At 68.0% G+C, this 22,469-nt stretch carries 23 protein-coding genes; 15 read left to right on the forward strand and 8 right to left on the reverse strand.

From position 1 onward, the window contains the following. Positions 1-150: 150 nt before the first annotated feature. The gene (locus GV001_RS00320) at positions 151-912 is read left to right on the forward strand and encodes an NRDE family protein (protein WP_160077011.1); all 762 of its coding nucleotides are present in this window, start codon (positions 151-153) and stop codon (positions 910-912) included. 77 nt (positions 913-989) lie between these two features. On the opposite strand, the gene GV001_RS00325 is transcribed toward GV001_RS00320, so the two are convergent. Beyond that, a complete protein-coding gene (locus GV001_RS00325; RefSeq protein WP_160077013.1) occupies positions 990-2,489 on the reverse strand; it encodes a methyl-accepting chemotaxis protein in 1,500 nt (499 codons plus the stop codon). Between the two features lie 112 nt (positions 2,490-2,601). Beyond that, positions 2,602-3,174, reverse strand: a complete 573-nt coding sequence (locus GV001_RS00330; RefSeq protein WP_160077015.1) for a DUF6436 domain-containing protein — start codon at positions 3,172-3,174, stop codon at positions 2,602-2,604. A 111-nt stretch (positions 3,175-3,285) separates the two neighbouring features. Between GV001_RS00330 and GV001_RS00335 the strand changes: the two genes are divergently transcribed. Continuing rightward, on the forward strand, positions 3,286-4,227 hold the full coding sequence (locus GV001_RS00335) for an alpha/beta hydrolase (protein WP_160083081.1): 942 nt from the start codon (positions 3,286-3,288) through the stop codon (positions 4,225-4,227). Here GV001_RS00335 and GV001_RS00340 read toward each other — a convergent pair. Further along, the gene (locus GV001_RS00340; RefSeq protein WP_160077017.1) at positions 4,224-4,955 is read right to left on the reverse strand and encodes a DUF2059 domain-containing protein; all 732 of its coding nucleotides are present in this window, start codon (positions 4,953-4,955) and stop codon (positions 4,224-4,226) included. The genes GV001_RS00335 and GV001_RS00340 overlap by 4 nt on opposite strands. A gap of 85 nt (positions 4,956-5,040) precedes the next feature. Between GV001_RS00340 and GV001_RS00345 the strand changes: the two genes are divergently transcribed. The 3 genes from GV001_RS00345 to GV001_RS00355 all read left to right on the forward strand — a co-directional run bounded on the left by GV001_RS00345 (position 5,041) and on the right by GV001_RS00355 (position 6,661). Then, positions 5,041-5,655: a 2OG-Fe(II) oxygenase gene (locus GV001_RS00345; RefSeq protein ID WP_160077019.1), complete on the forward strand. Its 615-nt coding sequence runs from the start codon at positions 5,041-5,043 to the stop codon at positions 5,653-5,655. A gap of 11 nt (positions 5,656-5,666) precedes the next feature. Next, positions 5,667-6,164, forward strand: coding sequence for a DUF523 domain-containing protein (locus tag GV001_RS00350; RefSeq protein ID WP_160083083.1), 498 nt, complete (start codon positions 5,667-5,669; stop codon positions 6,162-6,164). Positions 6,165-6,226: 62 nt separating this feature from the next. Continuing rightward, positions 6,227-6,661 carry a DUF4399 domain-containing protein gene (locus GV001_RS00355; protein WP_160077021.1) on the forward strand — a complete coding sequence of 145 codons (435 nt, stop codon included), beginning with the start codon at positions 6,227-6,229 and terminating at the stop codon, positions 6,659-6,661. A gap of 56 nt (positions 6,662-6,717) precedes the next feature. On the opposite strand, the gene serA is transcribed toward GV001_RS00355, so the two are convergent. Beyond that, positions 6,718-7,947, reverse strand: a complete 1,230-nt coding sequence (gene serA, locus GV001_RS00360; RefSeq protein ID WP_160077023.1) for a phosphoglycerate dehydrogenase — start codon at positions 7,945-7,947, stop codon at positions 6,718-6,720. 187 nt (positions 7,948-8,134) lie between these two features. On the opposite strand from serA, the gene GV001_RS00365 reads away from it, so the two are divergent. From GV001_RS00365 to GV001_RS00375, 3 genes are all read left to right on the forward strand, one after another. Continuing rightward, complete coding sequence (locus GV001_RS00365) at positions 8,135-9,529, forward strand: FAD-binding oxidoreductase (RefSeq protein WP_160077025.1); 1,395 nt, start codon at positions 8,135-8,137, stop codon at positions 9,527-9,529. A gap of 88 nt (positions 9,530-9,617) precedes the next feature. Beyond that, positions 9,618-10,283 (forward strand): fumarylacetoacetate hydrolase family protein, encoded by a 666-nt coding sequence (locus GV001_RS00370; RefSeq protein WP_160077027.1) that lies wholly within the window; start codon positions 9,618-9,620, stop codon positions 10,281-10,283. 127 nt (positions 10,284-10,410) lie between these two features. Then, positions 10,411-11,334, forward strand: a complete 924-nt coding sequence (locus GV001_RS00375) for an SdiA-regulated domain-containing protein (RefSeq protein WP_160077029.1) — start codon at positions 10,411-10,413, stop codon at positions 11,332-11,334. Between the two features lie 15 nt (positions 11,335-11,349). On the opposite strand, the gene ubiM is transcribed toward GV001_RS00375, so the two are convergent. Further along, positions 11,350-12,525: a 5-demethoxyubiquinol-8 5-hydroxylase UbiM gene (gene ubiM / locus GV001_RS00380; protein ID WP_160077031.1), complete on the reverse strand. Its 1,176-nt coding sequence runs from the start codon at positions 12,523-12,525 to the stop codon at positions 11,350-11,352. 210 nt (positions 12,526-12,735) lie between these two features. Between ubiM and GV001_RS00385 the strand changes: the two genes are divergently transcribed. Next, entirely contained in the window at positions 12,736-13,659 is a 924-nt protein-coding gene (locus GV001_RS00385) for an SdiA-regulated domain-containing protein (protein ID WP_160077033.1), read from the forward strand. Positions 13,660-13,676: 17 nt separating this feature from the next. Here GV001_RS00385 and GV001_RS00390 read toward each other — a convergent pair whose 3' ends face one another. Both GV001_RS00390 and rpiA read right to left on the reverse strand, forming a co-directional pair. After that, entirely contained in the window at positions 13,677-14,009 is a 333-nt protein-coding gene (locus GV001_RS00390) for a YegP family protein (RefSeq protein ID WP_160077035.1), read from the reverse strand. A 121-nt stretch (positions 14,010-14,130) separates the two neighbouring features. Next, positions 14,131-14,805: a ribose-5-phosphate isomerase RpiA gene (gene rpiA / locus GV001_RS00395; protein ID WP_160083085.1), complete on the reverse strand. Its 675-nt coding sequence runs from the start codon at positions 14,803-14,805 to the stop codon at positions 14,131-14,133. A gap of 163 nt (positions 14,806-14,968) precedes the next feature. Between rpiA and ilvA the strand changes: the two genes are divergently transcribed. Genes ilvA through GV001_RS00415 form a run of 4 tightly spaced genes read left to right on the forward strand, consistent with a single transcriptional unit; the run spans position 14,969 to position 18,677 of the window. Further along, positions 14,969-16,504, forward strand: coding sequence for a threonine ammonia-lyase, biosynthetic (gene ilvA / locus GV001_RS00400; RefSeq protein WP_160077037.1), 1,536 nt, complete (start codon positions 14,969-14,971; stop codon positions 16,502-16,504). A gap of 12 nt (positions 16,505-16,516) precedes the next feature. Beyond that, on the forward strand, positions 16,517-16,957 hold the full coding sequence (locus tag GV001_RS00405; RefSeq protein WP_160077039.1) for a DUF2269 family protein: 441 nt from the start codon (positions 16,517-16,519) through the stop codon (positions 16,955-16,957). Next, positions 16,957-18,213: an SDR family oxidoreductase gene (locus tag GV001_RS00410; RefSeq protein ID WP_160077040.1), complete on the forward strand. Its 1,257-nt coding sequence runs from the start codon at positions 16,957-16,959 to the stop codon at positions 18,211-18,213. Before GV001_RS00405 ends, GV001_RS00410 begins: the two co-directional genes overlap by 1 nt. After that, positions 18,210-18,677, forward strand: a complete 468-nt coding sequence (locus GV001_RS00415; protein WP_160077042.1) for a DUF2269 domain-containing protein — start codon at positions 18,210-18,212, stop codon at positions 18,675-18,677. The genes GV001_RS00410 and GV001_RS00415 overlap by 4 nt, the downstream gene beginning before the upstream one ends. Positions 18,678-18,718: 41 nt before the next feature. Here GV001_RS00415 and GV001_RS00420 read toward each other — a convergent pair whose 3' ends face one another. Then, positions 18,719-19,372 (reverse strand): HAD family phosphatase, encoded by a 654-nt coding sequence (locus tag GV001_RS00420; RefSeq protein ID WP_160077044.1) that lies wholly within the window; start codon positions 19,370-19,372, stop codon positions 18,719-18,721. A 144-nt stretch (positions 19,373-19,516) separates the two neighbouring features. Between GV001_RS00420 and GV001_RS00425 the strand changes: the two genes are divergently transcribed. Both GV001_RS00425 and ptsP read left to right on the forward strand, forming a co-directional pair. Continuing rightward, the gene (locus tag GV001_RS00425) at positions 19,517-19,996 is read left to right on the forward strand and encodes an RNA pyrophosphohydrolase (RefSeq protein WP_160077046.1); all 480 of its coding nucleotides are present in this window, start codon (positions 19,517-19,519) and stop codon (positions 19,994-19,996) included. Positions 19,997-20,007: 11 nt separating this feature from the next. Continuing rightward, a complete protein-coding gene (gene ptsP, locus GV001_RS00430; RefSeq protein WP_160077048.1) occupies positions 20,008-22,290 on the forward strand; it encodes a phosphoenolpyruvate--protein phosphotransferase in 2,283 nt (760 codons plus the stop codon). Positions 22,291-22,469 lie beyond the last annotated feature (179 nt).

Below are 22,469 nucleotides of genomic sequence, written 5' to 3' on the forward strand. Positions count from 1 at the left end.
AGCGGCATGGTAACGGATGCGCCCCCGCCCCTCCAGCCGCGGGCGACCAGCGCCGGCGAGCGCAGCCGGGCGGCATGCCGAAGGCGCTGCGCCGGGGCCCCGCGACAGCTGGCCAGCGCCTGTTAGACTACCCACGACAAGGAGAAGCCCATGTGCCTGATCGTGTTCGCCTGGCGCCCCGGCCATGCCCAGCCCCTGCTGCTGGCGGCCAACCGCGATGAGTTCTACCACCGCCCGAGCCTGCCGCTGGGCCAGTGGGCGGACGCCCCCGGCCTCTACGCCGGACGCGACCTGCAGGCCGGCGGCACCTGGCTGGGGGTCACGGCGGACGGCCGCTTCGCCGCCCTGACCAATATCCGCGACCCGAACCAGGCCAAGGGCCCGCGCTCGCGCGGCGAACTGCCGGTGGAGTTCCTGCGCGGTGCGCTGGACGCCGAGAGCTATCTGGCCGAGGTGGTGGAACGCCGGGAGCAGTACAGCGGCTTCAACCTGCTGCTGGGCAACCGCCATGAGCTGCTCTTCCTCAATTCCCAGGACGGCCGCATCCGCCGCCTGCAGCCGGGCCTCTACGGCCTGTCCAACGCCGAGCTGGATACGCCCTGGCCGAAGGTGCTGCGTGCCACCGCCCATCTCGCCGGCTGCCTCGGCGACCCGCAGCCGCAACCGCTGCTCGACCTGCTGCGCGATTGCAGCCAGCCGCCGCGGGTGCTGCTGCCGGACACCGGCATCGGCGTGGACTGGGAGCTGCTGCTGTCGAGCATCTTCATCGTCGGCCCCGGCTATGGCACCTGCGCCAGCAGCGCCCTGCTGCTGCATGGCGACGGCCGCCTGCAACTGGTCGAGCGGCGCTTCGATAGCCAAGGCAATGTCGAAGGCGAGATCGACCTGCGCCTGTCAGGCGGCGCCTCGTAGGAGCGGCTTCATCCGCCCCCACAAAAGCCGAGCTACCTGCCCCGCACATACCTGAACATGGCCGTCTCAACGGCCTGCTAGTCGCTCACGGCAAAGCGTGTGCTCAGGCCGCCCAGGCGTCGGGCCAGCTCGCGCAGGCGACTGCTTTCGCCATCCAGCACACCGGCATCGGCGGCATTCTGCTCGGCCACCTGCTGCACGCTACCCAGATGCTGGCTGACCTCGCTGCTGACCGCCGCCTGTTCATGGGTGGCCGAGGCGATCAGCTCGTTCATCTGGCTGATCGACTCGATCTCGGCGGCAACCGCCACCAACAGTTGGGCGGTGCGCTGGCTGTCTTCGACACAGCGCGCCACGCTCTGCCGGCTGTCCTGCATGGCGCTGGCGGCCTGGCGGCTGCCCTGCTGTAGGCGGCTGATGATGTCCTGGATTTCCGCCGTGGAGGCCGCGGTCTTCTGCGCCAGGTTGCGTACCTCGTCGGCCACCACGGCGAAGCCGCGGCCCTGCTCGCCGGCACGGGCCGCCTCGATGGCGGCGTTGAGCGCCAGCAGGTTGGTCTGCTCGGCGATCGCGCGGATCACCTCCAGCACCCGGCCGATCTGTTCGGACTGCACGGCCAGGGCCTGCACCTGCTGGTCGGTGCCGTCGATATGCTCGGCCAGGCGGGCGATCTCGTTGCGCGTGCCGGTGACCGCTGCACTGCCCTCGGCCGCCTGGCTATTGGCGCCCTGGGCCGCCTGCGCTGCCCGGTCGGCATGCCCGGCCACATCGTCGATGGCACTGCTCATCTGCTGCATGGCGCTGGCCATGTAGGCGGTTTCATCGAGCTGGCGGGTGGCGCCGTCGCGCAGCTGCTGGGTCGCACGAGCCAGGCTGTCACCGGTGCTGGTCAGACCCCGGGTATCGCTGACCACATCGCTGACCAATTCGTCGAGCTGGTCGAGGAAGTGGTTGAAGCGCTTGGCCACCTGCCCGCAGCCCTGGCTGCGAGGACGCAGGTCGATACGCTCGTCATGCCCGGTCATGGCCGCCACGGCCTGGGTCAGCGCCACGTTCTCCAGGGCCTCGGCCCGAGTCTGGTTGGCCAGGTAGATGAGGATGGCACTCTCCACCAGCACATACATCGCATGCAGGACGATGATCGACCAGCTGCCCTGCTGCACCACGGAAACGCCCAGGCCTTGCTGCTGCAGGGCGAAGAAGCTCAGGTGATGGACGGCAATCACCACCGCGCCGACCACGATGGGCAGCCAGTCGCGGTAATACACCAGGAAGGCCAGCAGGACGAAGATACCGAAGTGGATTTCCACCATGCCGTGGGCCTGGTTGATCTGCAGCGCGGCCATGACCATGAAGGCCGCCGCCATGCAGCAGCGCACCAGCCGGCTGCCCGGCGCCAGGCTGTTGAGCAGGCTCAGCACCAGCACGCTGCCACCGCCGACCAGCAGCGCCTGCAACCAGCTGTCATGCCAGGCGGCGAGCCCCAGGGAGTAGAAAAACATCAGCCACAGCACGCCGAGCATGATGCGGTCGGCCTTGCGGTAATGGGCATCGAGGGTAAAGACGGCAGAGCTCATGGCGATTCACCAGGCGGCGGCTCGTCCTGAGCACACGACCAACAAGTTGTACAATTTCACACAATGTACAACATTATTCGGCAAAGCGCCCGCTACACTCGACCGACAGCCCTCAATCGCCCAGCCAGTCGCAGAAGCAGCCCACCGCCAGGTTGCTGTCGGCGCGCACCGGGCGCCCGGCGCTCAGGGCTTCGAGGATCGGCTCGATGAAGCTGTTGCTCGAGGTGCACAGCGCGCCCTCGCTGTAGGGGCCGAAATAGGCCAGCTGGCCCTGCTGGTCCCAGATCGCCACCGCCGGGCTGGCCGGCAACTGTTCGCTGCCGGGCAAGGCGGCCAATGGCTGCAAGGCGCTCAGGCTATCCGGCAGGCGGCCCTGGCTGCCGGCCTTCTGCAGCGCGTAGAACTGCACGCCGCGCGGCACGTAGGTGTGCAGCAGTTCGGCGAGGTGCTGCTGGTTGCCGACATTGCACGGGCAGGCCGGGTCCCAGAAATGCACCACGCGGATCGCCCCCGGGCCGGCCAGCTCGGCCGGCAGGCGCAGGGCCGCGCCGGAGAACAGCTCGGTGCGCTCGTCGAACGGGCGGATATAGCGCGCCTCGAACCACCAGAAGGCGAACAGCATCGCGCCCAGCCAGACGATGGCGAGCAGGCTGGCGAGGACGACTTTCAGACGCGAGGCGGGCATGGCGAAGACTTCGGCGGCGGGCCCATAGCTTGCCACGGCAACCGCGACAGCTGAATATCATGATCCATGACCGCCACCTTCACGAGCCCCCAGTCGACCATGTCCAGCTCCCTGCCAGAGCCCTTCCAGCCCGAGCGCCTGCGCCGCAGCCTGCGACCCTTGGCCGCAGCGCGCGAGCCGCTGAGCGCCGAGGCGCAGGCCTATCAGCACTACTTCGGCCTGGATCTGCCGGGTGGCGGCGCGGTGCACCGGCAGCTCGGCTGCTTCGAGCAGGACGGCCTGCGCATCGTCACCCAGCTCTGGCTGCCGGCCGAGCCGCAGGCCACGCTGATCCTGCTGCACGGCTACTACGACCACATGGGCCTGTACCGCCACGTAGTCGACTGGGCGCTGCAGATGAATTACGCCGTGCTGGCCTGCGACCTGCCCGGCCATGGCCTGTCTGCCGGGCCGCGGGCCAGCATCGATGACTTCGCCCGTTACCAGCACACCCTGCAGGGGCTGTTCGCCGAGGCCGCCGCCCTCGACCTGCCGCAACCCTGGCACCTGTGCGGGCAGAGCACCGGCGGGGCGATCCTGATCGACCACCTGCTCACCGGCCAGGCGCGCCCCGAGGCCGGCACCAGCATCCTCCTGGCCCCGCTGGTGCGTCCGCGTGCCTGGGGCCTGTCGAAGCTCAGCTACCAGCTGCTCAGCCCGTTCCGCGAGCAGATCCCGCGGCGCTTCTCGGCCAACTCCAACGACGCGGCCTTCCTCGACTTCGTGCAGCACCGCGACCCGCTGCAGCCCCGTCACCTGCCGACCGCCTGGGTCGGCGCCCTGGCCAAGTGGATCCCGCGGATCGAGGCGGCGCCGCGCAGCGCCCTGAGCCCGCTGATCGTGCAGGGCGAAGAGGACATGACGGTGGACTGGCAGCACAACCTCGGGGTGTTGCAGGACAAGTTCAGCCAGCCGCAGATCATCCGCCTGCCCGGCGCCCGCCACCATCTGGCCAACGAGAGCGACGAACTGCGCCAGCGCTATTTCGCCGCGCTGCGCGAGCGCCTGGGCTAGCGGCTGACCGCCAGGCCGCTGCGCAGGGCGGCCAGGGCCGCCTGGTAGTAGGCCTGGCCCGCCGGCGACTGGGCGAAGCTGACGAACTCCTCCAGCTCCGGGTCGGACAGCTCGCGGTAGACGTACAGCAGGGTGTCGTCCAGGTTGTTGCCGATCTGCGTCATCAGCTGCTCGCGCTGACCCTGCATCAGCGCCTCGGTCTGCCCGCCGCCGAGCAGGCCGGGGAGCATCTGGCTGAGGCTGTCGGCGGCCACGCCGGCCAGGGCCATGCTCACCTCGGTGCCGGCTTCCTGGGCCGGCAGGGCCTGGGCCAGGTGGCGAATCAGCAGGCGCCGGGTGGCGCTGGCCTCGCTGCGCGGCAGGCCGTTGGCATGGGCGGCCAGCTGATCACGGCGGGTCGCCAGGGTCTCGGCGGCGATGATCTTGCGCCCCAGCGGCGACTCGAAGAACTGCAGCGCCGGCTGCGGGTCGGCCAGCTGCGCACGCAGGGTGGCCTGGGCGCGCTGGTCCATGGCCTGCGGGGCGAAGCGGCGGTTGCTGTTGTCGACCAGGGCCTGGTACACCCCCGGCGGCAGGCTGTCGCGGTAGCGCAGCTGGGCCGCGGCCAGGGCCGCGCTGAAATTCGCCCGCTGCTCGGGCCAGCCGCCGGCCTGGTACAGGCGGGCCTGCTCGTCGGCAAGGGAAGTCAGGCTGCACAACAGCAATACGAAGGCGAACACGGCACGCATGGGGGGCTCCTTTCTGGCGCAGCCATTTTCCGGGGCGGCGCCAAGCTTGTCGAGGCGCACGCGCAGCACTGCTAGAATCGCCGCCATGCCTACCGACCTCGACCCGCAGCTGCTGCCACCGATCATCGACGACCTCGCCCGCCAGGGCTGGTCTCGGCAGGAGCATTTCCTGCCAGACAGTCTGACCCGCGAACTGGCCCGCGAGTGCCGCAAGCGCGCCGAAAGGGGCGCCCTGGCCCCCGCCGGGGTCGGCCGCGGCGAGGCGCTGACGGTGCGCGAGGGCATCCGCGGCGACCGCATCCAGTGGCTGGAAGCCGGCCAGCACGCCGCCTGCGACCGCTACCTGGCGGCCATGGACGAGCTGCGCGCGGCCCTCAACCAGGCCTTCTTCCTCGGCCTGGCCGACTACGAGAGCCACTTCGCCCTCTACCCGCCGGGCAGCTTCTACCAGAAGCACCTCGACCGTTTCCGCGACGACGACCGGCGCACCGTATCGGCGGTGTTCTACCTCAACCAGGCCTGGCAGGCCGAGCAGGGCGGCGCCCTGCGCCTCTACCCGCCAGGCGGCGAGGCGCTGGACGTGCTGCCGCAGAGCGGCACGCTGCTGCTGTTCATGTCCGCCGAGCTGCCCCACGAAGTGCTGCCGGCCAGCCGCGAACGCCTGTCACTGACCGGCTGGTTCCGCCGCCGCGCCCTGTAACGGGAGGTCCCCTGGAAAAACTCCTGGTCAGTCGCTGCCTGCTCGGCCACAAGGTGCGCTACGACGGCGGCGCCCACGGCCCCTTCGACCTGCTCCAGCGCTGGCAGGCCGAGGGCCGCATCGTACCGCTCTGCCCCGAGGTGGCCGGCGGCCTGCCGACCCCGCGCGCGCCGGCGGAAATCCCCGGCGGCCAGGGCGGGCTGGTCCTGGATGGCCAGCGTCCGGTGCTGACCGATACCGGCGAGGAGGTCACCGAGGCCTTCATCGCCGGCGCACAGATCGCCCTGCAACTGGCCCGCCAGCACGGCCTGCGGGTCGCCGTGCTCAAGGCGCGCAGCCCGTCCTGCGGCAACCAGCAGACCTACGACGGCAGCTTCAGCGCAACCCTGGTCGCCGGCGAGGGCGTCACCGCCGCCCTGCTGCGCCGCGCCGGGGTGCGGGTGTTCAACGAGCACCAGCTGGCCGAGGCCGCCGCCGAACTGCAACAGCTGGAGCAACTCGACGGCTGACCGGGCGGAACCCGCGCCATCGCCTAAGGTCAGTGCTGGACCCTCGCCAAAGGAGCACCCGCATGACCTTCCCCCTGCGCACCCTGGGCCTCGCCGCCCTGCTCTGCACCAGCACCTTCGCCGCCGCGGCGGACCTGCCGCGTACCGCCGCGCCGGCCGGCGCGGCGGTGTACTTCATCGAACCGGCCGACGGCGCCACGCTCGGCCAGACCTTCACCGTCAAGTTCGGCCTCAGGGGCATGGGCGTGGCCCCGGCTGGGGTCGACCTGCCCGCCACCGGCCACCATCACCTGCTGGTGGACAACGCCGAACTGCCGGCGATGAACCTGCCGCTGCCGGCCAGCGAACAGGTGCGGCATTTCGGCAAGGGCCAGACCGAGACCGCAATAACCCTGCCGCCGGGCCAGCACAGCCTGCAGCTGCTGGTGGGCGACAAGAACCACGTGCCGCTCGACCCGCCGGTGATGTCGGAGAAGATCAGCATCACGGTGAAATAAGCAGTCGGAAACGAAAAAGGGAGGCCGAGGCCTCCCTTTTTCGTTGCGGCGCGACCTTAGAACAGGACGCGGCTGCGGATAGTGCCATTCACGTGCTGCAGTTTTTCCAGGGCCAGCTCGGAGTACTCGGCGTCGACGTCGATCACCACGTAGCCGACCTTGTCGTTGGTCTGCAGGAACTGCCCGGAGATGTTGATACCGTTGTCGGCGAACACCTTGTTGATCTCGCTCATCACGCCCGGGATGTTCTGGTGGATGTGCAGCAGACGGTGCTTGCCCGCGTGCGCCGGCAGGGCCACTTCGGGGAAGTTGACCGAGGACACCGAGGTACCGTTGTCGCTGTACTTGACCAGCTTTTCCGCGACCTCGAGACCGATATTGGCCTGCGCCTCGGCGGTGGAACCGCCGATGTGCGGAGTCAGGATCACGCGATCCAGGCCGCGCAGCGGGCTTTCGAACTCTTCGTCGTTGGACTTGGGCTCGACCGGGAACACGTCGATGGCGGCGCCGATCAGATGCTCGTCCTTGATCGCTGCGGCCAGGTGATCCAGCTCGACCACGGTGCCACGGGCGGCGTTGATCAGGATGCCGCCCTTCTTCATGGCGCGGATTTCCTTCTCGCCGATCATCCACTGGGTGGACGGCAGCTCCGGCACATGCAGGGAGACGATGTCGCACATGCCCAGCAGCTCGTGCAGGTTACCGACCTGGGTGGCATTGCCCAGCGGCAGCTTGGTCACCACGTCGTAGAAGAACACCTGCATGCCGAGGGCTTCGGCCAGTACCGAGAGCTGGGTGCCGATCGAGCCGTAACCGACGATGCCCAGCTTCTTGCCGCGGATCTCGAAGGAGTTGGCCGCCGACTTGATCCAGCCGCCACGGTGGCAGGAGGCGTTCTTCTCCGGAATGCCGCGCAGCAGCAAAATGGCCTGGGCCAGCACCAGCTCGGCCACCGAGCGGGTGTTGGAGAACGGCGCGTTGAACACGGCGATGCCGCGCTCGCGGGCCGCATTCAGGTCGACCTGGTTGGTGCCGATGCAGAAGCAGCCGACGGCGACCAGCTTCTTGGCGCAGTCGAAGACCTCGGCGGTCAGCTGGGTGCGCGAGCGGATGCCGATGAAATGGGCATCGGCGATCTTGGTCTTCAGCTCGTCGTCGGACAGCGCGCCTTTGAGGTACTCGATGTTGCTGTAGCCGGCGGCCTTCAGCGTGTCGACGGCATTCTGGTGCACGCCTTCCAGCAGAAGGAACTTGATCTTGCTCTTGTCGAGAGAGGTCTTGCTCATCGGAGTACCTGTTGTCCCACGAATAGTGTCAGGAGAAGCGTCAGCAGCGTTGCTGAGCGGGCCCCGCAGATCGGCGCGGGGCACGATTCACGGGGTGCGTATGCTAGCATACGAGCCCCGCGAAAGACCCACCCCTGGCCGATGAAGCGTGCTCAGGGTGACCATGAATCATTTGAGAGTTCCCCAGATGACCAATCCCGCCCTGATCGAAGCGCTGAAGACCCTGGTCGAGCCCGGCAAGGTGCTCACCGATGCCGACTCCCTCAACGCCTACGGCAAGGACTGGACCAAGCATTTCGCCCCGGCCCCCAGCGCCATCGTGTTTCCCAAGACCACCGAGCAGGTGCAGGCCATCGTCCGCTGGGCCAACGAGCACAAGGTTGCCCTGGTGCCGTCCGGCGGCCGTACCGGCCTGTCCGCCGGCGCCGTGGCGGCCAACGGGGAAGTGGTGGTGGCCTTCGACTACATGAACCAGATTCTCGCGTTCAACGAGTACGACCGCACCGTGGTGTGCCAGGCGGGCGTGGTGACCAAGCAGCTGCAGCTGTTCGCCGAGGACAAGGGCCTGTACTACCCGGTGGACTTCGCCTCCAGCGGCTCCAGCCAGCTGGGCGGCAATATCGGCACCAATGCCGGCGGGATCAAGGTGATTCGCTACGGCATGACCCGCAACTGGGTGGCTGGCCTTAAGGTCGTCACCGGCACCGGCGAGCTGCTGGAGCTGAACCGCGACCTGATCAAGAACGCCACCGGCTACGACATGCGCCAGCTGTTCATCGGCGCCGAGGGGACACTCGGATTTGTCGTCGAGGCCACCATGCGTCTGGAACGCGCGCCGAAGAACCTCACCGCCATGGTCCTCGGCACCCCGGACTTCGACTCGATCATGCCGGTGCTGCACGCCTTCCAGAACAAGCTGGACCTGACCGCCTTCGAATTCTTCTCGGACAAGGCCCTGGCCAAGATCCTGGCCCGCGGCGACGTGCCGCCGGCCTTCGACACCGACTGCCCGTTCTATGCCCTGCTGGAATTCGAGGCCAGCACCGAAGAGGTCGCCGAGCAGGCCCTGGCCACCTTCGAGCATTGCGTCGAGCAGGGCTGGGTGCTGGATGGCGTGATGAGCCAAAGCGAGCAGCAGCTGCAGAACCTGTGGAAGCTGCGCGAGTACATCTCCGAGACCATCAGCCACTGGACGCCGTACAAGAACGACATCTCGGTCACGGTCGGCCAGGTGCCGGCCTTCCTGCACGACATCGACCGCATCGTCGAGGCCAACTACCCCGACTTCGAAGTGGTCTGGTTCGGCCATATCGGCGACGGCAACCTGCACCTGAACATCTTGAAGCCCGAGAACCTGTCCAAGGACGAGTTCTTCGCCAAGTGCGCCATCGTCAATAAGTGGGTGTTCGAGACCGTGCAGAAGTACAACGGCTCGATCAGCGCCGAGCACGGCGTCGGCATGACCAAGCGCGATTACCTGCACTACAGCCGAAGCCCCGCCGAGATCGGCTACATGAAGGCGATCAAGGCGGTGTTCGATCCCAACGGGATCATGAACCCCGGCAAGATTTTCCCCCTTTGATCCGTAGGGTGCGCCACGCGCACCAGCAAGCCCGCACAGGCATATGACAGTGCGCACGGCGCACCCTACCGATTTCCAGGAGTTCCGGATGAGCTACCAGCACCAGTACACCGACGGCACGCTGATCCACTTCCCGCTGGGCAAGGTGGTCTGCGTCGGGCGCAACTACGCCGAGCATGCCGCCGAACTGAACAACCCGATCCCGAGCGAGCCGCTGCTGTTCATCAAGCCGGGCAGCTGCACGGTGGCGCTGAACGACAGCTTCGCCATCCCGCAGGATCGCGGCGTGGTGCACTACGAGGCGGAAATCGCCGTGCTGATCGGCAAGCCGCTGTCCAAGCAACCGTCCACTGAGGAAGTGCGCGATGCCATCTCCGGCTTCGCCCCGGCCCTGGACCTGACCCTGCGCGACGTGCAGGCCAAACTCAAGGAAAAGGGCCTGCCCTGGGAGCTGGCCAAGTCCTTCGATGGCGCCTACGTGCTGGCGCCGTTCGTCGCCGGCGATGCCTACGCCGACCTGGCCGATATCGGCATCCGCCTGTCGCTCAACGGCGAACTGCGCCAGGATGGCAACAGCCGTGACATGCTCAACCCGATCATCGGCCTGATCCAGCACATCGCCGGGCACTTCAGCCTGCAACCGGGCGACGTGATTTCCACCGGCACGCCGGTCGGCGTCGGCCCACTGGCCAGCGGCGACCAGCTGGAAATCGCCCTGAGCGGGCAGCGCGCCTTCACCAGCCGGGTCCTCTGAAACCCGCGGCGGCCTGGCCGCCGGGAACGCCGGGTGAAGCCGAACCGACACGGCTTTCACCTGCGCTTCACAGAACTTTCACCTCGCCGGCGTAGTCTCAAAAGCTCGATCCAACCGAGCAACGCCGATGCCTGCCCCCTCCCTTCCCCGTCGCTCCTGGCTGTCGCTGGCCCTGGCCGGCAGCCTCGCCGCTACCGCCGCGCTCATCAGCTACATGCACTGGGATGACCGCACCCTGCTCTGGCTCAAGGAGCGCAACCTGCCCGGCGCCGAGCGCGCCGCCAGCATCTGGCTGCCCGGCTACCACGCCACCCTGCAAGGCAAGGCACTGGCCGGCCTGGAAAGCGGGGAAACCTCGGATCTGGCCTACAACCCGGTCACCGGCACCCTGTTCACCGTCACCGGCAAGCATCCCACGCTGGTGGAGATCAGCCGCGAAGGCGAGGTGCTGCGCCGCATCGCCCTGAGCGGCTTCGCCAACCCGGAAGGGGTGGCCGTACTGGAAAACGGCAACGTCGCGGTGATCGACGAGCGCCGACGCAACCTGTCGATCTTCGAACTGAACCCGCTGACCCGCGAACTCAACCTGGCCGACGGCAAACCGTTCGACCTCGGCTATCCGGATGCCGGCAACAAGGGCTTCGAAGGCATCGCCTGGGACCCGACCCGGCAGCGCCTGCTGCTGGGCAAGGAGCGCAATCCGCTGGCCCTGTTCAGCCTGGACAGCAATGGCGAACAGCTGCTGTCCTCGGCCCTGCAGCCGCTGCCCGACTACGGCCTGGGCATGCGCAACCTCTCGGCCCTGAGCGTCGACCCGCGCACCGGCCACATCCTCGCCCTCTCCGCGCAATCCAGCCTGCTGCTGGAGCTGGACCGACAGGGCCAGCCGGTCAGCTTCATCAGCCTGCTCGGCGGCATGAACGGCCTGGACAGGCGCATCCCGCGCGCCGAAGGGGTGGCCATGGACGAGGCGGGGACCATCTACATGGTCAGCGAGCCCAACCTGTTCTACGTGTTCAACAAGGAGCCCGACGCCACCCCGCGCAGCTGAAGCACGACCCGTGCCTCAGCCCGCGCGGGCGGTCAGGTGGCGGGCAATGGCGCTGCGCAGCGGCACCAGGCCCTGGGCCACGCGCAGGCCGGCCCCGCGCAGCAGACGGGCGGGCAGGCGCTCGTCGGTGTACAGGCCAACCAGCAGCTGGGTGGCCTGGTACAGCGGCCAGGTGGCCAGGCGATGCTGGCGCTCGTAACGGCCGAGCACGCCGGCGACGGCGATATCCCGGCCCCTGGCGTGAGCCGCCAGCACGGCGGTGGACAGTCGCTCGACACTGCCCAGGCCGAAGTTGAAACCGTGCGCGGTGACCGGGTGCATGCCCACCGCGGCATCGCCGATCAGCGCGCAACGTGGCCCTGCCAGGCGCTGGGCATAGACCCCGACCAGCGGGTAGGCATGCCGGCTGCCGAGCAGCTGCATGGCACCGAGGCGGCGGTCGAAGCGCCGCTCCATCTCGCCGGCGAAGGCCGCCTCGTCCAGCTGCTGCAGGCGCTCGATCTCGCGCGGCGGCAGGGTCAGCACCACCGAGGAGACGTTGCCGTTGAGCGGCAGCAGGGCCAGGGTCTGGCCGTAGCCGAACCATTCCCAGGCCACCTGCTGGTGCGGCCGGGCATGCTGCATGCGGCAGACCAGCATGGTCTTGCCGAAATCCTTGAGCTGGGCGCCGATGCCGAGCAGGCGACGGGTTTCCGAGAAGCGGCTGTCGGCGGCCACCAGCAGGCGGCTGCGCAGGCAACTGCCGTCGGCCAGCTCCAGGCTGACCTGCTGCGGCGCATGGCGGATCGCCCGCACCTGGCTGTCGCACAGCAGCTGCACATCGGCGCAGTCCTCCAGCGCGGCATAGGCCGCCCGGCGCAGCGCCTGGTTGGCCACCAGGTGGCCGAGACGCTCGGCGCCGGCCTGCTCGGCGCGAATCTGCAGGGCGAACAGCGAGGGGCCATTGAACACCTGGGCATCGCGCAGGATCGCCACTTCACTGGCCGGCAGGCGCTGCCACAGGCCGAGGCGCTCCAGCAGCGCCTGCGAAGCATGGGTCAGGGCGATCTCGCGGCCGTCGAAGGCCGGCTCGGCCAGGCTCTGCTCGCCCTGGCGCTCGACCAGCACGATGGACAGACCGTGGCCCGACAGGGCGCGGGCGAGGCACAGGCCGGCCGGGCCGGCACCGATGATGGCGACATCGCAGAACATGGAGCGTTCCCCCAGGGTAACTGACAGTGCAGCGAGTCTAGGCGCGCCAGGACGGGCAAACCTTGCCCGAGGTCATGGCCGGGGCGCGGCAGCGCGCGACCAGGCGTCGCAGCGCGGGACGACAGCCTGGAAGACTGCGGTAACGCTCTTTAAGCTTGAATTCAGCTGGACTGTGCTATTGATGCCCCCCCTATCGACAAGGTGCCCTCCATGCCACGCCCGACTCCAGCCCGCTTCATCGTGGCCACCCTGCTGCTGGCCGCCCTGCTGCTCGGCGCGGTGGCGGCCCAGCAGTTCCGCCTGTTCGAACGGGCCTGGTTCATGCTGCAGGAATGGCGGCATGCCGCCGAGTGGCGCGAACGCTCGATCTGGTTGCCGGACTATGTCGCCACCCTGCAGGCCCAGCCGATCGCCGGCCTGGACGACGACGTTTCGGCACTGACCTACGACCCGGACCGGCGCAGCCTGTTCACCGTGACCAACCAGAAGCCGCAGCTGATCGAGCTGTCGCTGGACGGGCGGATCCTGCGCCAGGTCCCGCTGGTCGGCTTCGGCGACCCGGAGGCCATCGAATACATCAGCCGCGGAATCTACGTGATCACCGACGAGCGCCTGCAGCGCCTGATCAAGGTGCGCCTGGACGACCACACCCGCTTCATCGACGCCGCCGACTCCCAGCAGCTGTCCCTGGGCATCGACCGCAACGGCAACAAGGGCTTCGAGGGACTGGCCTACGACAGCCGGGGGCAGCGCCTGTTCGTCGCCAAGGAGCGCGACCCGGTGAGCATCTACGAAATCCACGGCTTTCCGCACACCAACCCGGACAAGCCCTTCGCCGTGCACGTGGCCGGCGACGCCAAGCGCGATGCGCGGCTGTTCGTGCGCGACCTGTCGAGCCTGCAGTACGACGAGGCCAGCGGCCATCTGCTGGCGCTGTCCGACGAGTCGCGCCTGGTGCTGGAGCTGGATGCCAATGGCCGGCCGATCAGCAGCCTGTCGCTGCTCGGCGGCCGGCAGGACCTGAAGAAGGCTGTACCGCAGGCCGAAGGGGTGGCCATGGATGATGCCGGCACCCTGTACCTGGTCAGCGAGCCGAACCTGTTCTACGTATTCAAGAAACAGGCCGGCGACTGAGCCGGCCCAGGTGGCACTCAGCTGTCGTCCTGCAGCGATGCCGGCGCGGCGTTGTGCTTGACCGACTCGCTGCCGGCCACGGCGCCGGCTTCGCTGGCGTATAGCTGGCTGCTGCCGACCACCTGGCCATTGGTGGCCTTGAGCACGAAGTGAAACTTGCCGGAAGCTGCCGCCTTGATCTCGAAGGCCCCCTCACGCTGCGAGTTCTTGCGCACCGACTCGATGCCGGCCAGCGCCGCAGCCTTGCTCTTGTACAGCTCACTGCTGAGGATGATCTCGCCGTTGCCGGCCAGCAGGTTGAAATGCAGCTGGCCGTCGGCGGCCTGCTTCAGATGAAATTTCGCGGCCATGTCAGAGCTCCTGTCGGACGGGGTGTCAGGCAAGCTTAGTCGCTCGCCTCCACCCCGCCAGCCCCGGACCCTACCACCAACCCCGAGCGTGGCGGGGCTGCCGGGTCAGGCGCGGCGCCGCTCAGTCACGCTTGAGGGTCTTCACCCCGTCCGCGGTGCCAAGCAGCAGCAGGTCGGCCGGGCGCGCGGCGAACAGACCATTGGTGACCACGCCGACTATGGCGTTGATCTCGCGCTCCAGCTCCACCGGATTGGTGATCTGCAGGTTGAACACGTCGAGGATGATGTTGCCGTTGTCGGTCAGCACGCCCTCGCGGTACACCGGGTCGCCGCCCAGTTTGACCAGCTGGCGCGCCACGTGGCTGCGTGCCATGGGGATGACTTCCACCGGCAGCGGGAAGGCGCCCAGCACCGGCACCAGCTTGCTGGCGTCGGCGATGCAGATGAAGGTCTTGGCCACCGCGGCGACGATCTTCTCGCGGGTCAGCGCGGCGCCGCCGCCCTTGATCAGGTGCAGGTGCTCGTCGCTCTCGTCGGCGCCGTCGATGTAGAACTCCAGCTCGCTGACGCTGTTCAGGTCGTACACCGGGATGCCGTGGCCCTTGAGCCGCGCGGCGGTGGCCTCGGAGCTGGCCACGGCGCCGTCGAAGGCCATCTTGTGCTGGGCCAGGGCGTCGATGAAGCAGTTGGCGGTGGAGCCGGTGCCGACGCCGATCACGCTCTTGCTGTCGAGAAAGGGAAGGATATGGTCGACGGCGGCCTGGGCCACGGCCTGCTTGAGCTGATCCTGGGTCATCACGGAGTCTGCGCCTGGGGAGTACGGGAAGGGGCGAATTATAGCCTCGCCACCCGGCCCTGCGGCTGCGTTTTATCGACGCGCCCTACTGTTATGGGGTTTTCAGGGCCGACTGTCGGTGGCCGCCGGCCGAAGCGCTGGGGTAGACTCCAGACTCCGTGAAATGCCCGCCAGTGAAGCCGCGATGCTCGAACAGTACGTAAAGAAGATCCTCACCTCGCGCGTCTATGACGTCGCCGTGGAAACCCCGCTGCAGCCTGCCCGTCAGCTCTCCGAGCGGCTGGGCAACCAGATTCTGCTGAAACGCGAAGACCTGCAGCCGGTGTACTCGTTCAAGATTCGCGGCGCCTACAACAAGCTGGCGCAGCTGTCGCCCGAGGAACTGGCGCGCGGCGTAGTCACCGCCTCGGCCGGCAACCACGCCCAGGGCCTGGCCCTGGCGGCCAAGCACCTGGGGGTCAAGGCCACCATCGTCATGCCGCGCACCACCCCGGAACTCAAGGTCCAGGGCGTGCGCTCGCGCGGCGGCAAGGTGGTGCTGCACGGCGACGCCTTCCCCGAGGCCCTGGCCTATTCGCTGAAACTGGTGGAGGAGAAGGGCTATTCCTATATCCACCCCTACGACGATCCGCTGGTGATCGCCGGCCAGGGCACCGTGGCCATGGAGATCCTGCGCCAGCAGCCGGGCCAGCTGGATGCCATCTTCGTGCCGTGCGGCGGCGGCGGCCTGATCGCCGGCATCGCCGCCTACGTCAAATACCTGCGCCCGGAGATCCGCGTGATCGGCGTCGAGCCGGACGACTCCAACTGCCTGCAGGCCGCCATGGCGGCCGGCGAGCGCGTGGTGCTGCCGACCGTCGGGCTGTTCGCCGACGGCGTGGCCGTGGCGCAGATCGGCCAGTACACCTTCGATGTGTGCAAGCACTATGTCGACGAGGTGATCACCGTCAGCACCGACGAGATCTGCGCGGCGATCAAGGACATCTACGACGACACCCGCTCGATCACCGAGCCGGCCGGCGCGCTGAGCGTGGCCGGAATCAAGAAGTACGTGGAACGCGAAGGCGTCAGCGGCCAGGTGCTGGTCGGCATCGACTCGGGCGCCAACGTCAACTTCGACCGCCTGCGCCACGTGGCCGAGCGCGCCGAGCTGGGCGAGAAGCGCGAGGCGATCATCGCGGTGACCATCCCCGAGCAGCCGGGCAGCTTCAAGACCTTCTGCGAGGCGATCGGCAAGCGCCAGATCACCGAGTTCAACTACCGCTACCACACCGACGGCGAGGCGCACATCTTCGTCGGCGTGCAGACCCACCCGGAGAACGACCCGCGCGCCGCCCTGGTGCAGGGCCTGCGCGACCAGGGCTTCCCGGTGCTGGACCTGACCGACAACGAGCTGGCCAAACTGCACATCCGCCACATGGTCGGCGGCCACGCGGCGGCGGTGCCGGACGAATGCGTGTTCCGCTTCGAATTCCCGGAGCGCCCGGGGGCGCTGTTCAACTTCCTCAACAAACTCGGCGGGCGCTGGAACATCAGCATGTTCCACTACCGCAACCACGGCGCCGCCGACGGCCGCGTGCTGGCCGCGCTGCAGGTACCGCAGGACCAGCGCCAGCTGATTCCGGCGGCGCTGGATGCCATCGGCTATCCCTACTGGGACGAGACCGACAACCCGGCCTACCAGCTGTTTCTCGGATAACGGAGCCTAGTGATGGAGCACTACCTGCTGTTGAAGATCGCCCACAGCCTGCCGGCCGCGCTGTTGCTGCTCGGCGTGCTGGCACACGCCTTCATGCTGTGGAAAGCCAACAAGAGCGGCGATGCCGCCGTGCTCGCGCGCAAGCTGCGCGTGACCCGCCGGTACAGCCTGCCGGCCCTCGGCGTGCTGGCCCTGAGCCTGCCGGTCAGCGGCTGGTGGCTGGTGCATGGTGCCGGCTGGCCGCTGGGCCAGCTGTGGCTGCTGCTCAGCGCCATCCTGTTCGCCCTGCTGGTGCTGGCCGGCCTGCTCCTGCATGGCCGCCTGGGCGCCTGGCAGGCCGCGGTCGACGGCGCGGTACCGGTGACCCTGCTGCACTTCGTCAGCGCCTATGGCGTGCTGGTGCTGATCCTGCTGCTGGCGATCTTCGCCCTGATGGGGGCCAAGCCGGCCTGATGCGCATCCTGCTGGTCGGTGCCGGCGGCTTCATCGGCCGGCACCTGCTCGACGCCCTGATACTGGCCGGCCATACGCTGGTGGCCACCCGCCGCACCCCGACGACAGAGACTCTGCCGGGGGTGGAATGGCGCTGCCTCGATCTGCTGCAACCGGACGGCTTCGCCTGGCCGGAGGGCATCGAGCTGGTGATCAACACCAGCGGCGAACTGTCCACCGATGCAGCTCAAATGCAGCGCCTGCAGCACGATGGCGCCTGCGCCCTGTTCGAGCTGGCCAGGCAGCATGGCGCCGCGGTGCTGCAGATTTCCGCCCTGGGCGCCGGCGAGCATCCCGACATCCCCTTCCTGGCCAGCAAGGCCGAGGCCGACCGGTATCTCCTGAACCTAGGCATTCCTGCCGTGGTGCTGCAGCCCTCGCTGGTCGTCGGTCCTGGCGGCACCAGCAGTGTATGGCTGCAGCGCCTGTCGCCCTGGCCACTGATACCGCTGCTGGGCAACCGGGCACGACTGCAGCCGCTGCATATCGACGACCTCTGCGCGGCCGTGCTGGCCCTGCTGCGCCGCTGGCCGGTACAACCGACCCTGCTGCCGCTGGTGGGCCCGCAGGCATTCACCCAGAGCGAACTGCTCGATATGCTGCGCCAGGCCCAGGGCTGGCGCCCGGCTCGCTATCTGACAGTGCCGGAACCGCTCGCACGACTCGGCGCGGTGCTGGGCGATCACCTGGGCTGGCAAGCCCTGAATCGCCAGACCCTGCAGCTGAGCCAGCACGACAACCTCGCCGATCCCGCGGCCCTGGAACAGGCCTGCGGCTACCGCACCGCGCCCCTGGCCAGCCGCCTGCGCCACTGGCCACAGCCGGCACAGAGCCTGGCCCTGGCGCTGCAACCCTTGGTACTGCTGGTGCTCGCGCTGATCTGGCTGGGCACGGCGGTGGTCTGCCTGGGACCGGGCTTCGACTGGGGCTTGCGGATCATGGCGGAAGCCGGCATCGACGGCCGGCCGGCCAGGCTGGCGGTGATCGGCGGCGCCCTGCTGGACGGCGTACTCGGCCTGGCCCTGCTGTCCCGGCGCTGGCGCAGCCGGGCCCTGCAGGCGCAGATCGGCCTGATGCTGGTCTATAGCCTGATCATCAGCCTGCTGCTGCCCCATTACTGGTTCGACCCCTACATGGCGCTGGGCAAGAATTTCGCGGTCCTGCTGCTGAGTGCCTGGCTGCTGGGACTTTCCACTTCCACGACGAGACACCGATGAGCCTGTACCTGCTGCTCAAGACCCTGCATATCCTCTCCTCCACCCTGCTGTTCGGCACCGGGCTGGGGTCCGCCTACTACGCCCTGCGCGCCTGGCGCAGCGGCGAAGTGCAGGTGATCGCCACGACCTTCCGCCATCTGGTCACCGCCGACTGGCTGTTTATCGCCACCACGGCAGTGTTCCAGCCGCTCAGCGGCCTGGCCCTGGCCAGACTGGCCGGCTGGCCGCTGAGCCAGTTCTGGCTGCTGTGGAGCGCGGGACTGTTCGTGTTCGCCGGGCTGTGCTGGCTGCCGGTGCTGTGGCTGCAGATCCGCGTGCGCAACCTGGCCGGCCAGGCCCTGCGCAACGGCACGCCGCTGCCGGAACGGGCCAACCGCTATATGCGCATCTGGTTCGTGCTGGGCTGGCCGGCCTTCCTGGCCTTTATCGCGATCTTCTGGCTGATGGTGGCCAAGCCGCTGTAGCAGCGGAACTATGGCGTAGGGTGCCTTGACCGAATCGACGCTCAACGCAGCGAAATCACCGGCCAGCCACGCTCGCTGGCGATGCCGCGCAGGGTGTCGTCCGGGTCCACCGCCACCGGGTGGGCGACCCGTTCCAGCAGCGGCAGGTCGTTGCGCGAGTCGCTGTAGAAGTAGCTGTCATCCAGGCTCAGGCCGCTGTCCTGCAGCCACTCGTCGAGGCGCACCACCTTGCCCTCCTGGTAGCAGGGAATGCCGGCCAGCTGCCCGGTGTAGCGGCCGTCCTGCATGCCGCACTCGGTGGCCAGCAGGGTGTCGACGCCCAGGCGCGCGGCAATCGGCGCGGTGACGAAACGGTTGGTGGCAGTGATGATCACCAGCTTGTCGCCAGCCTCGCGGTGCTGCGCCAGCAGCGCCTCGCCCTTGGCCAGGATGATCGGCTCGATCACCTCGGCCATGAACTCCGCCTGCCACTGCGCCAGCTCCTGGGCGCCGGTGCGACCGAGAATCGCCTGACTGAAGTTCTGGTAGGCCACCACGTCGAGCTTGCCGGCGCAGTAGTCGGCATAGAAGGCATCGTTGCGCGCCTGGTACTCGGCGGCATCGACCCGGCCACGCTGGCAGAGGAATTCGCCCCAGCTGTGGTCGCTGTCGCCGGCGAGCAGGGTGTTGTCGAGGTCGAAGAGGGCGAGGCGCACGTCGTTTCACCTGAATCTGGGGGTCGAAAAGGGCGCCAGAATAGCCGCTTTTGCCTTCGCTGCCCATTCGCCGGGCCGCGCGTTTGCTGCGCCCGCGGCCTTTGTGGAACAATGCGGGCATATGCGTTTTCAAGGTGTTTTGTCGTGATCGATTCCGATGGTTTCCGCCCCAATGTCGGCATCATCCTGACCAATGATATTGGCCAGGTGCTCTGGGCGCGGCGGATCAACCAGGATGCCTGGCAATTCCCGCAGGGTGGCATCAACCCCCAGGAGTCGCCGGAGCAGGCCCTGTACCGCGAACTCAACGAAGAAGTCGGCCTCGAAGAGCAGGATGTGAAGATTCTCGCCTGCACCCGGGGCTGGTTGCGTTATCGTCTGCCGCAACGCCTGGTACGCACCCACAGCCAGCCGCTGTGCATCGGCCAGAAACAGAAATGGTTTCTCCTGCGCCTGACCGGCGCCGAAGAGCGGGTGCGCATGGACCTGACCGGCAAGCCGGAGTTCGACGGCTGGCGCTGGGTCAGCTACTGGTACCCGCTGGGCCAGGTCGTTACATTCAAGCGCGAGGTCTACCGTCGCGCCCTCAAGGAACTAGCCCCGCGCCTGCTGGCGCGCGACTGACGGAAACGAGCATGCTCAACACGCTGCGCAAGATCGTCCAGGAAGTAAACGCCGCCAAGGATCTCAAGGCAGCGCTGACGATCATCGTGCAGCGGGTCAAGGAGGCCATGGGCAGCCAGGTCTGCTCGGTCTACCTGCTCGACCCGGAGACCTCGCGTTTCGTGCTGATGGCCACCGAAGGCCTGAACAAGCGCTCCATCGGCAAGGTCAGCATGGCCTTGAACGAGGGCCTGGTCGGCCTGGTCGGCACCCGCGAGGAGCCGCTCAACCTCGAACACGCCTCCGAACACCCGCGCTACCGCTACTTTCCGGAAACCGGCGAGGAACGCTACGCCTCCTTCCTCGGCGCGCCGATCATCCACCACCGCCGGGTGATGGGTGTACTGGTGGTGCAGCAGAAGGAGCGCCGCCAGTTCGACGAAGGCGAGGAAGCCTTCCTGGTGACCATGAGCGCCCAGCTCGCCGGGGTCATCGCCCATGCCGAGGCGACCGGCTCGATCCGCGGCCTGGGCAAGCAGGGCAAGGGCATCCAGGAAGCGCGCTTCGTCGGCGTGCCCGGCTCGCCCGGCGCCGCCATCGGCAGCGCCGTGGTGGTACTGCCGCCGGCCGATCTGGACGTGGTGCCGGACAAGCCGATCGACGATGTCGAGGCCGAGGTCGAACGCTTCAAGCTGGCCCTGGAGGCCGTCCGCGCTGACATGCGCGCGCTGTCCAGCAAACTGGCCAACCAGCTGCGCCCGGAAGAACGCGCGCTGTTCGACGTCTACCTGATGATGCTCGACGACGCCTCCATGGGCCTCGAAGTGAAACGCGTGATCCGTACCACCGGCCAGTGGGCCCAGGGCGCCTTGCGCCAGGTGGTGCTGGACCACGTCAAGCGCTTCGAGCTGATGGACGACGCCTACCTGCGCGAGCGCGCCTCGGATGTGCGCGACCTCGGCCGGCGCCTGCTCGCCTACCTGCAGGAAGAGCGCAAGCAGAACCTGGTCTACCCCGACCAGACCATCCTGGTCAGCGAGGAAGTCACCCCGGCCATGCTCGGCGAGGTGCCGGAAGGCAAGCTGGTCGGCCTGGTCTCGGTGCAGGGCTCGGGCAACTCGCACGTGGCCATTCTCGCCCGCGCCATGGGCATCCCCACGGTCATGGGCGTGGTCGACCTGCCCTATTCCAAGGTCGACGGCATCCAGCTGATCGTCGACGGCTATCACGGCGAGGTCTTCACCAACCCCAGCGAACTGCTGCGCAAGCAGTACGCCGAAGTGGTCGAGGAAGAACGCCAGCTGGCCCAGGGCCTCGATGCCCTGCGCGAGCTGCCCTGCGAGACCCTCGACGGCCGGCGCCTGCCGCTGTGGGTCAACACCGGCCTGCTGGCCGATGTGAAGCGCGCCCAGGAACGTGGCGCCGAAGGCGTCGGCCTGTACCGCACGGAAGTGCCGTTCATGAACGGCGAGCGCTTCCCCAGCGAGAAGGAACAGCTGGCCACCTACCGCGAGCAGCTGGCCGCCTTCCATCCGCAACCGGTGACCATGCGCACCCTGGACATCGGCGGCGACAAGGCGCTGAGCTATTTCCCGATCAAGGAAAGCAACCCCTTCCTCGGCTGGCGCGGCATCCGCATCACCCTCGACCATCCGGAAATCTTCCTGGTCCAGGTGCGCGCCATGCTCAAGGCCAGCGAGGGCCTGAACAACCTGCGCATCCTGCTGCCGATGATTTCCGGCATCCAGGAGCTGGAAGAGGCCCTGCACCTGATCCACCGCGCCTGGGGCGAAGTGCGCGACGAAGGCGTCGACGTGCCGCTGCCGCCGGTGGGGGTGATGATCGAGATTCCCGCGGCGGTCTACCAGGTGCGCGACCTGGCGCGCCAGGTCGACTTCCTCTCGGTCGGCTCGAATGACCTGACCCAATATCTGCTGGCGGTCGACCGCAACAACCCGCGGGTCGCCGACCTCTACGACTTCCTCCACCCGGCCGTGCTGCACGCCCTGACCCTGGTCATCGCCGGCGCCCACGCCGAGGGCAAGCCGGTGAGCATCTGTGGCGAGATGGCCGGCGACCCGGCCGCGGCCGTGCTGCTGCTGGCCATGGGCTTCGACAGCCTGTCGATGAACGCCACCAACCTGCCCAAGGTGAAGTGGCTGCTGCGCCAGATCAGCCTGAGCAAGGCCCGGGAACTGCTCGAGCAGCTGCTGCGCATGGACAACCCGCAGGTGATCCACAGCACCCTGCACTTGGCCCTGCGCAACCTCGGCCTGGGCCGGGTGATCAACCCGGCGGCGACCATCCAGAGCTGAAACCCCGCTCCCGCTCCACAACCAGGCCGGCAGCAATGACCGGGGGTGCGCAGTGGCCGGCCCGCGCGCAGGCCATCTCCCCCACCTACAGATCCCCTTCCGGACCGACTAGCACTCCAGCCGAGTGCAGCGGGAGCGGATGCCGAAAAAACAAAAGGGCCACATCAGTGGCCCTTTTG

Origin of the sequence: Pseudomonas sp. 8AS, from assembly GCF_902506505.1 — a bacterium.
Classification (GTDB): domain Bacteria; phylum Pseudomonadota; class Gammaproteobacteria; order Pseudomonadales; family Pseudomonadaceae; genus Aquipseudomonas.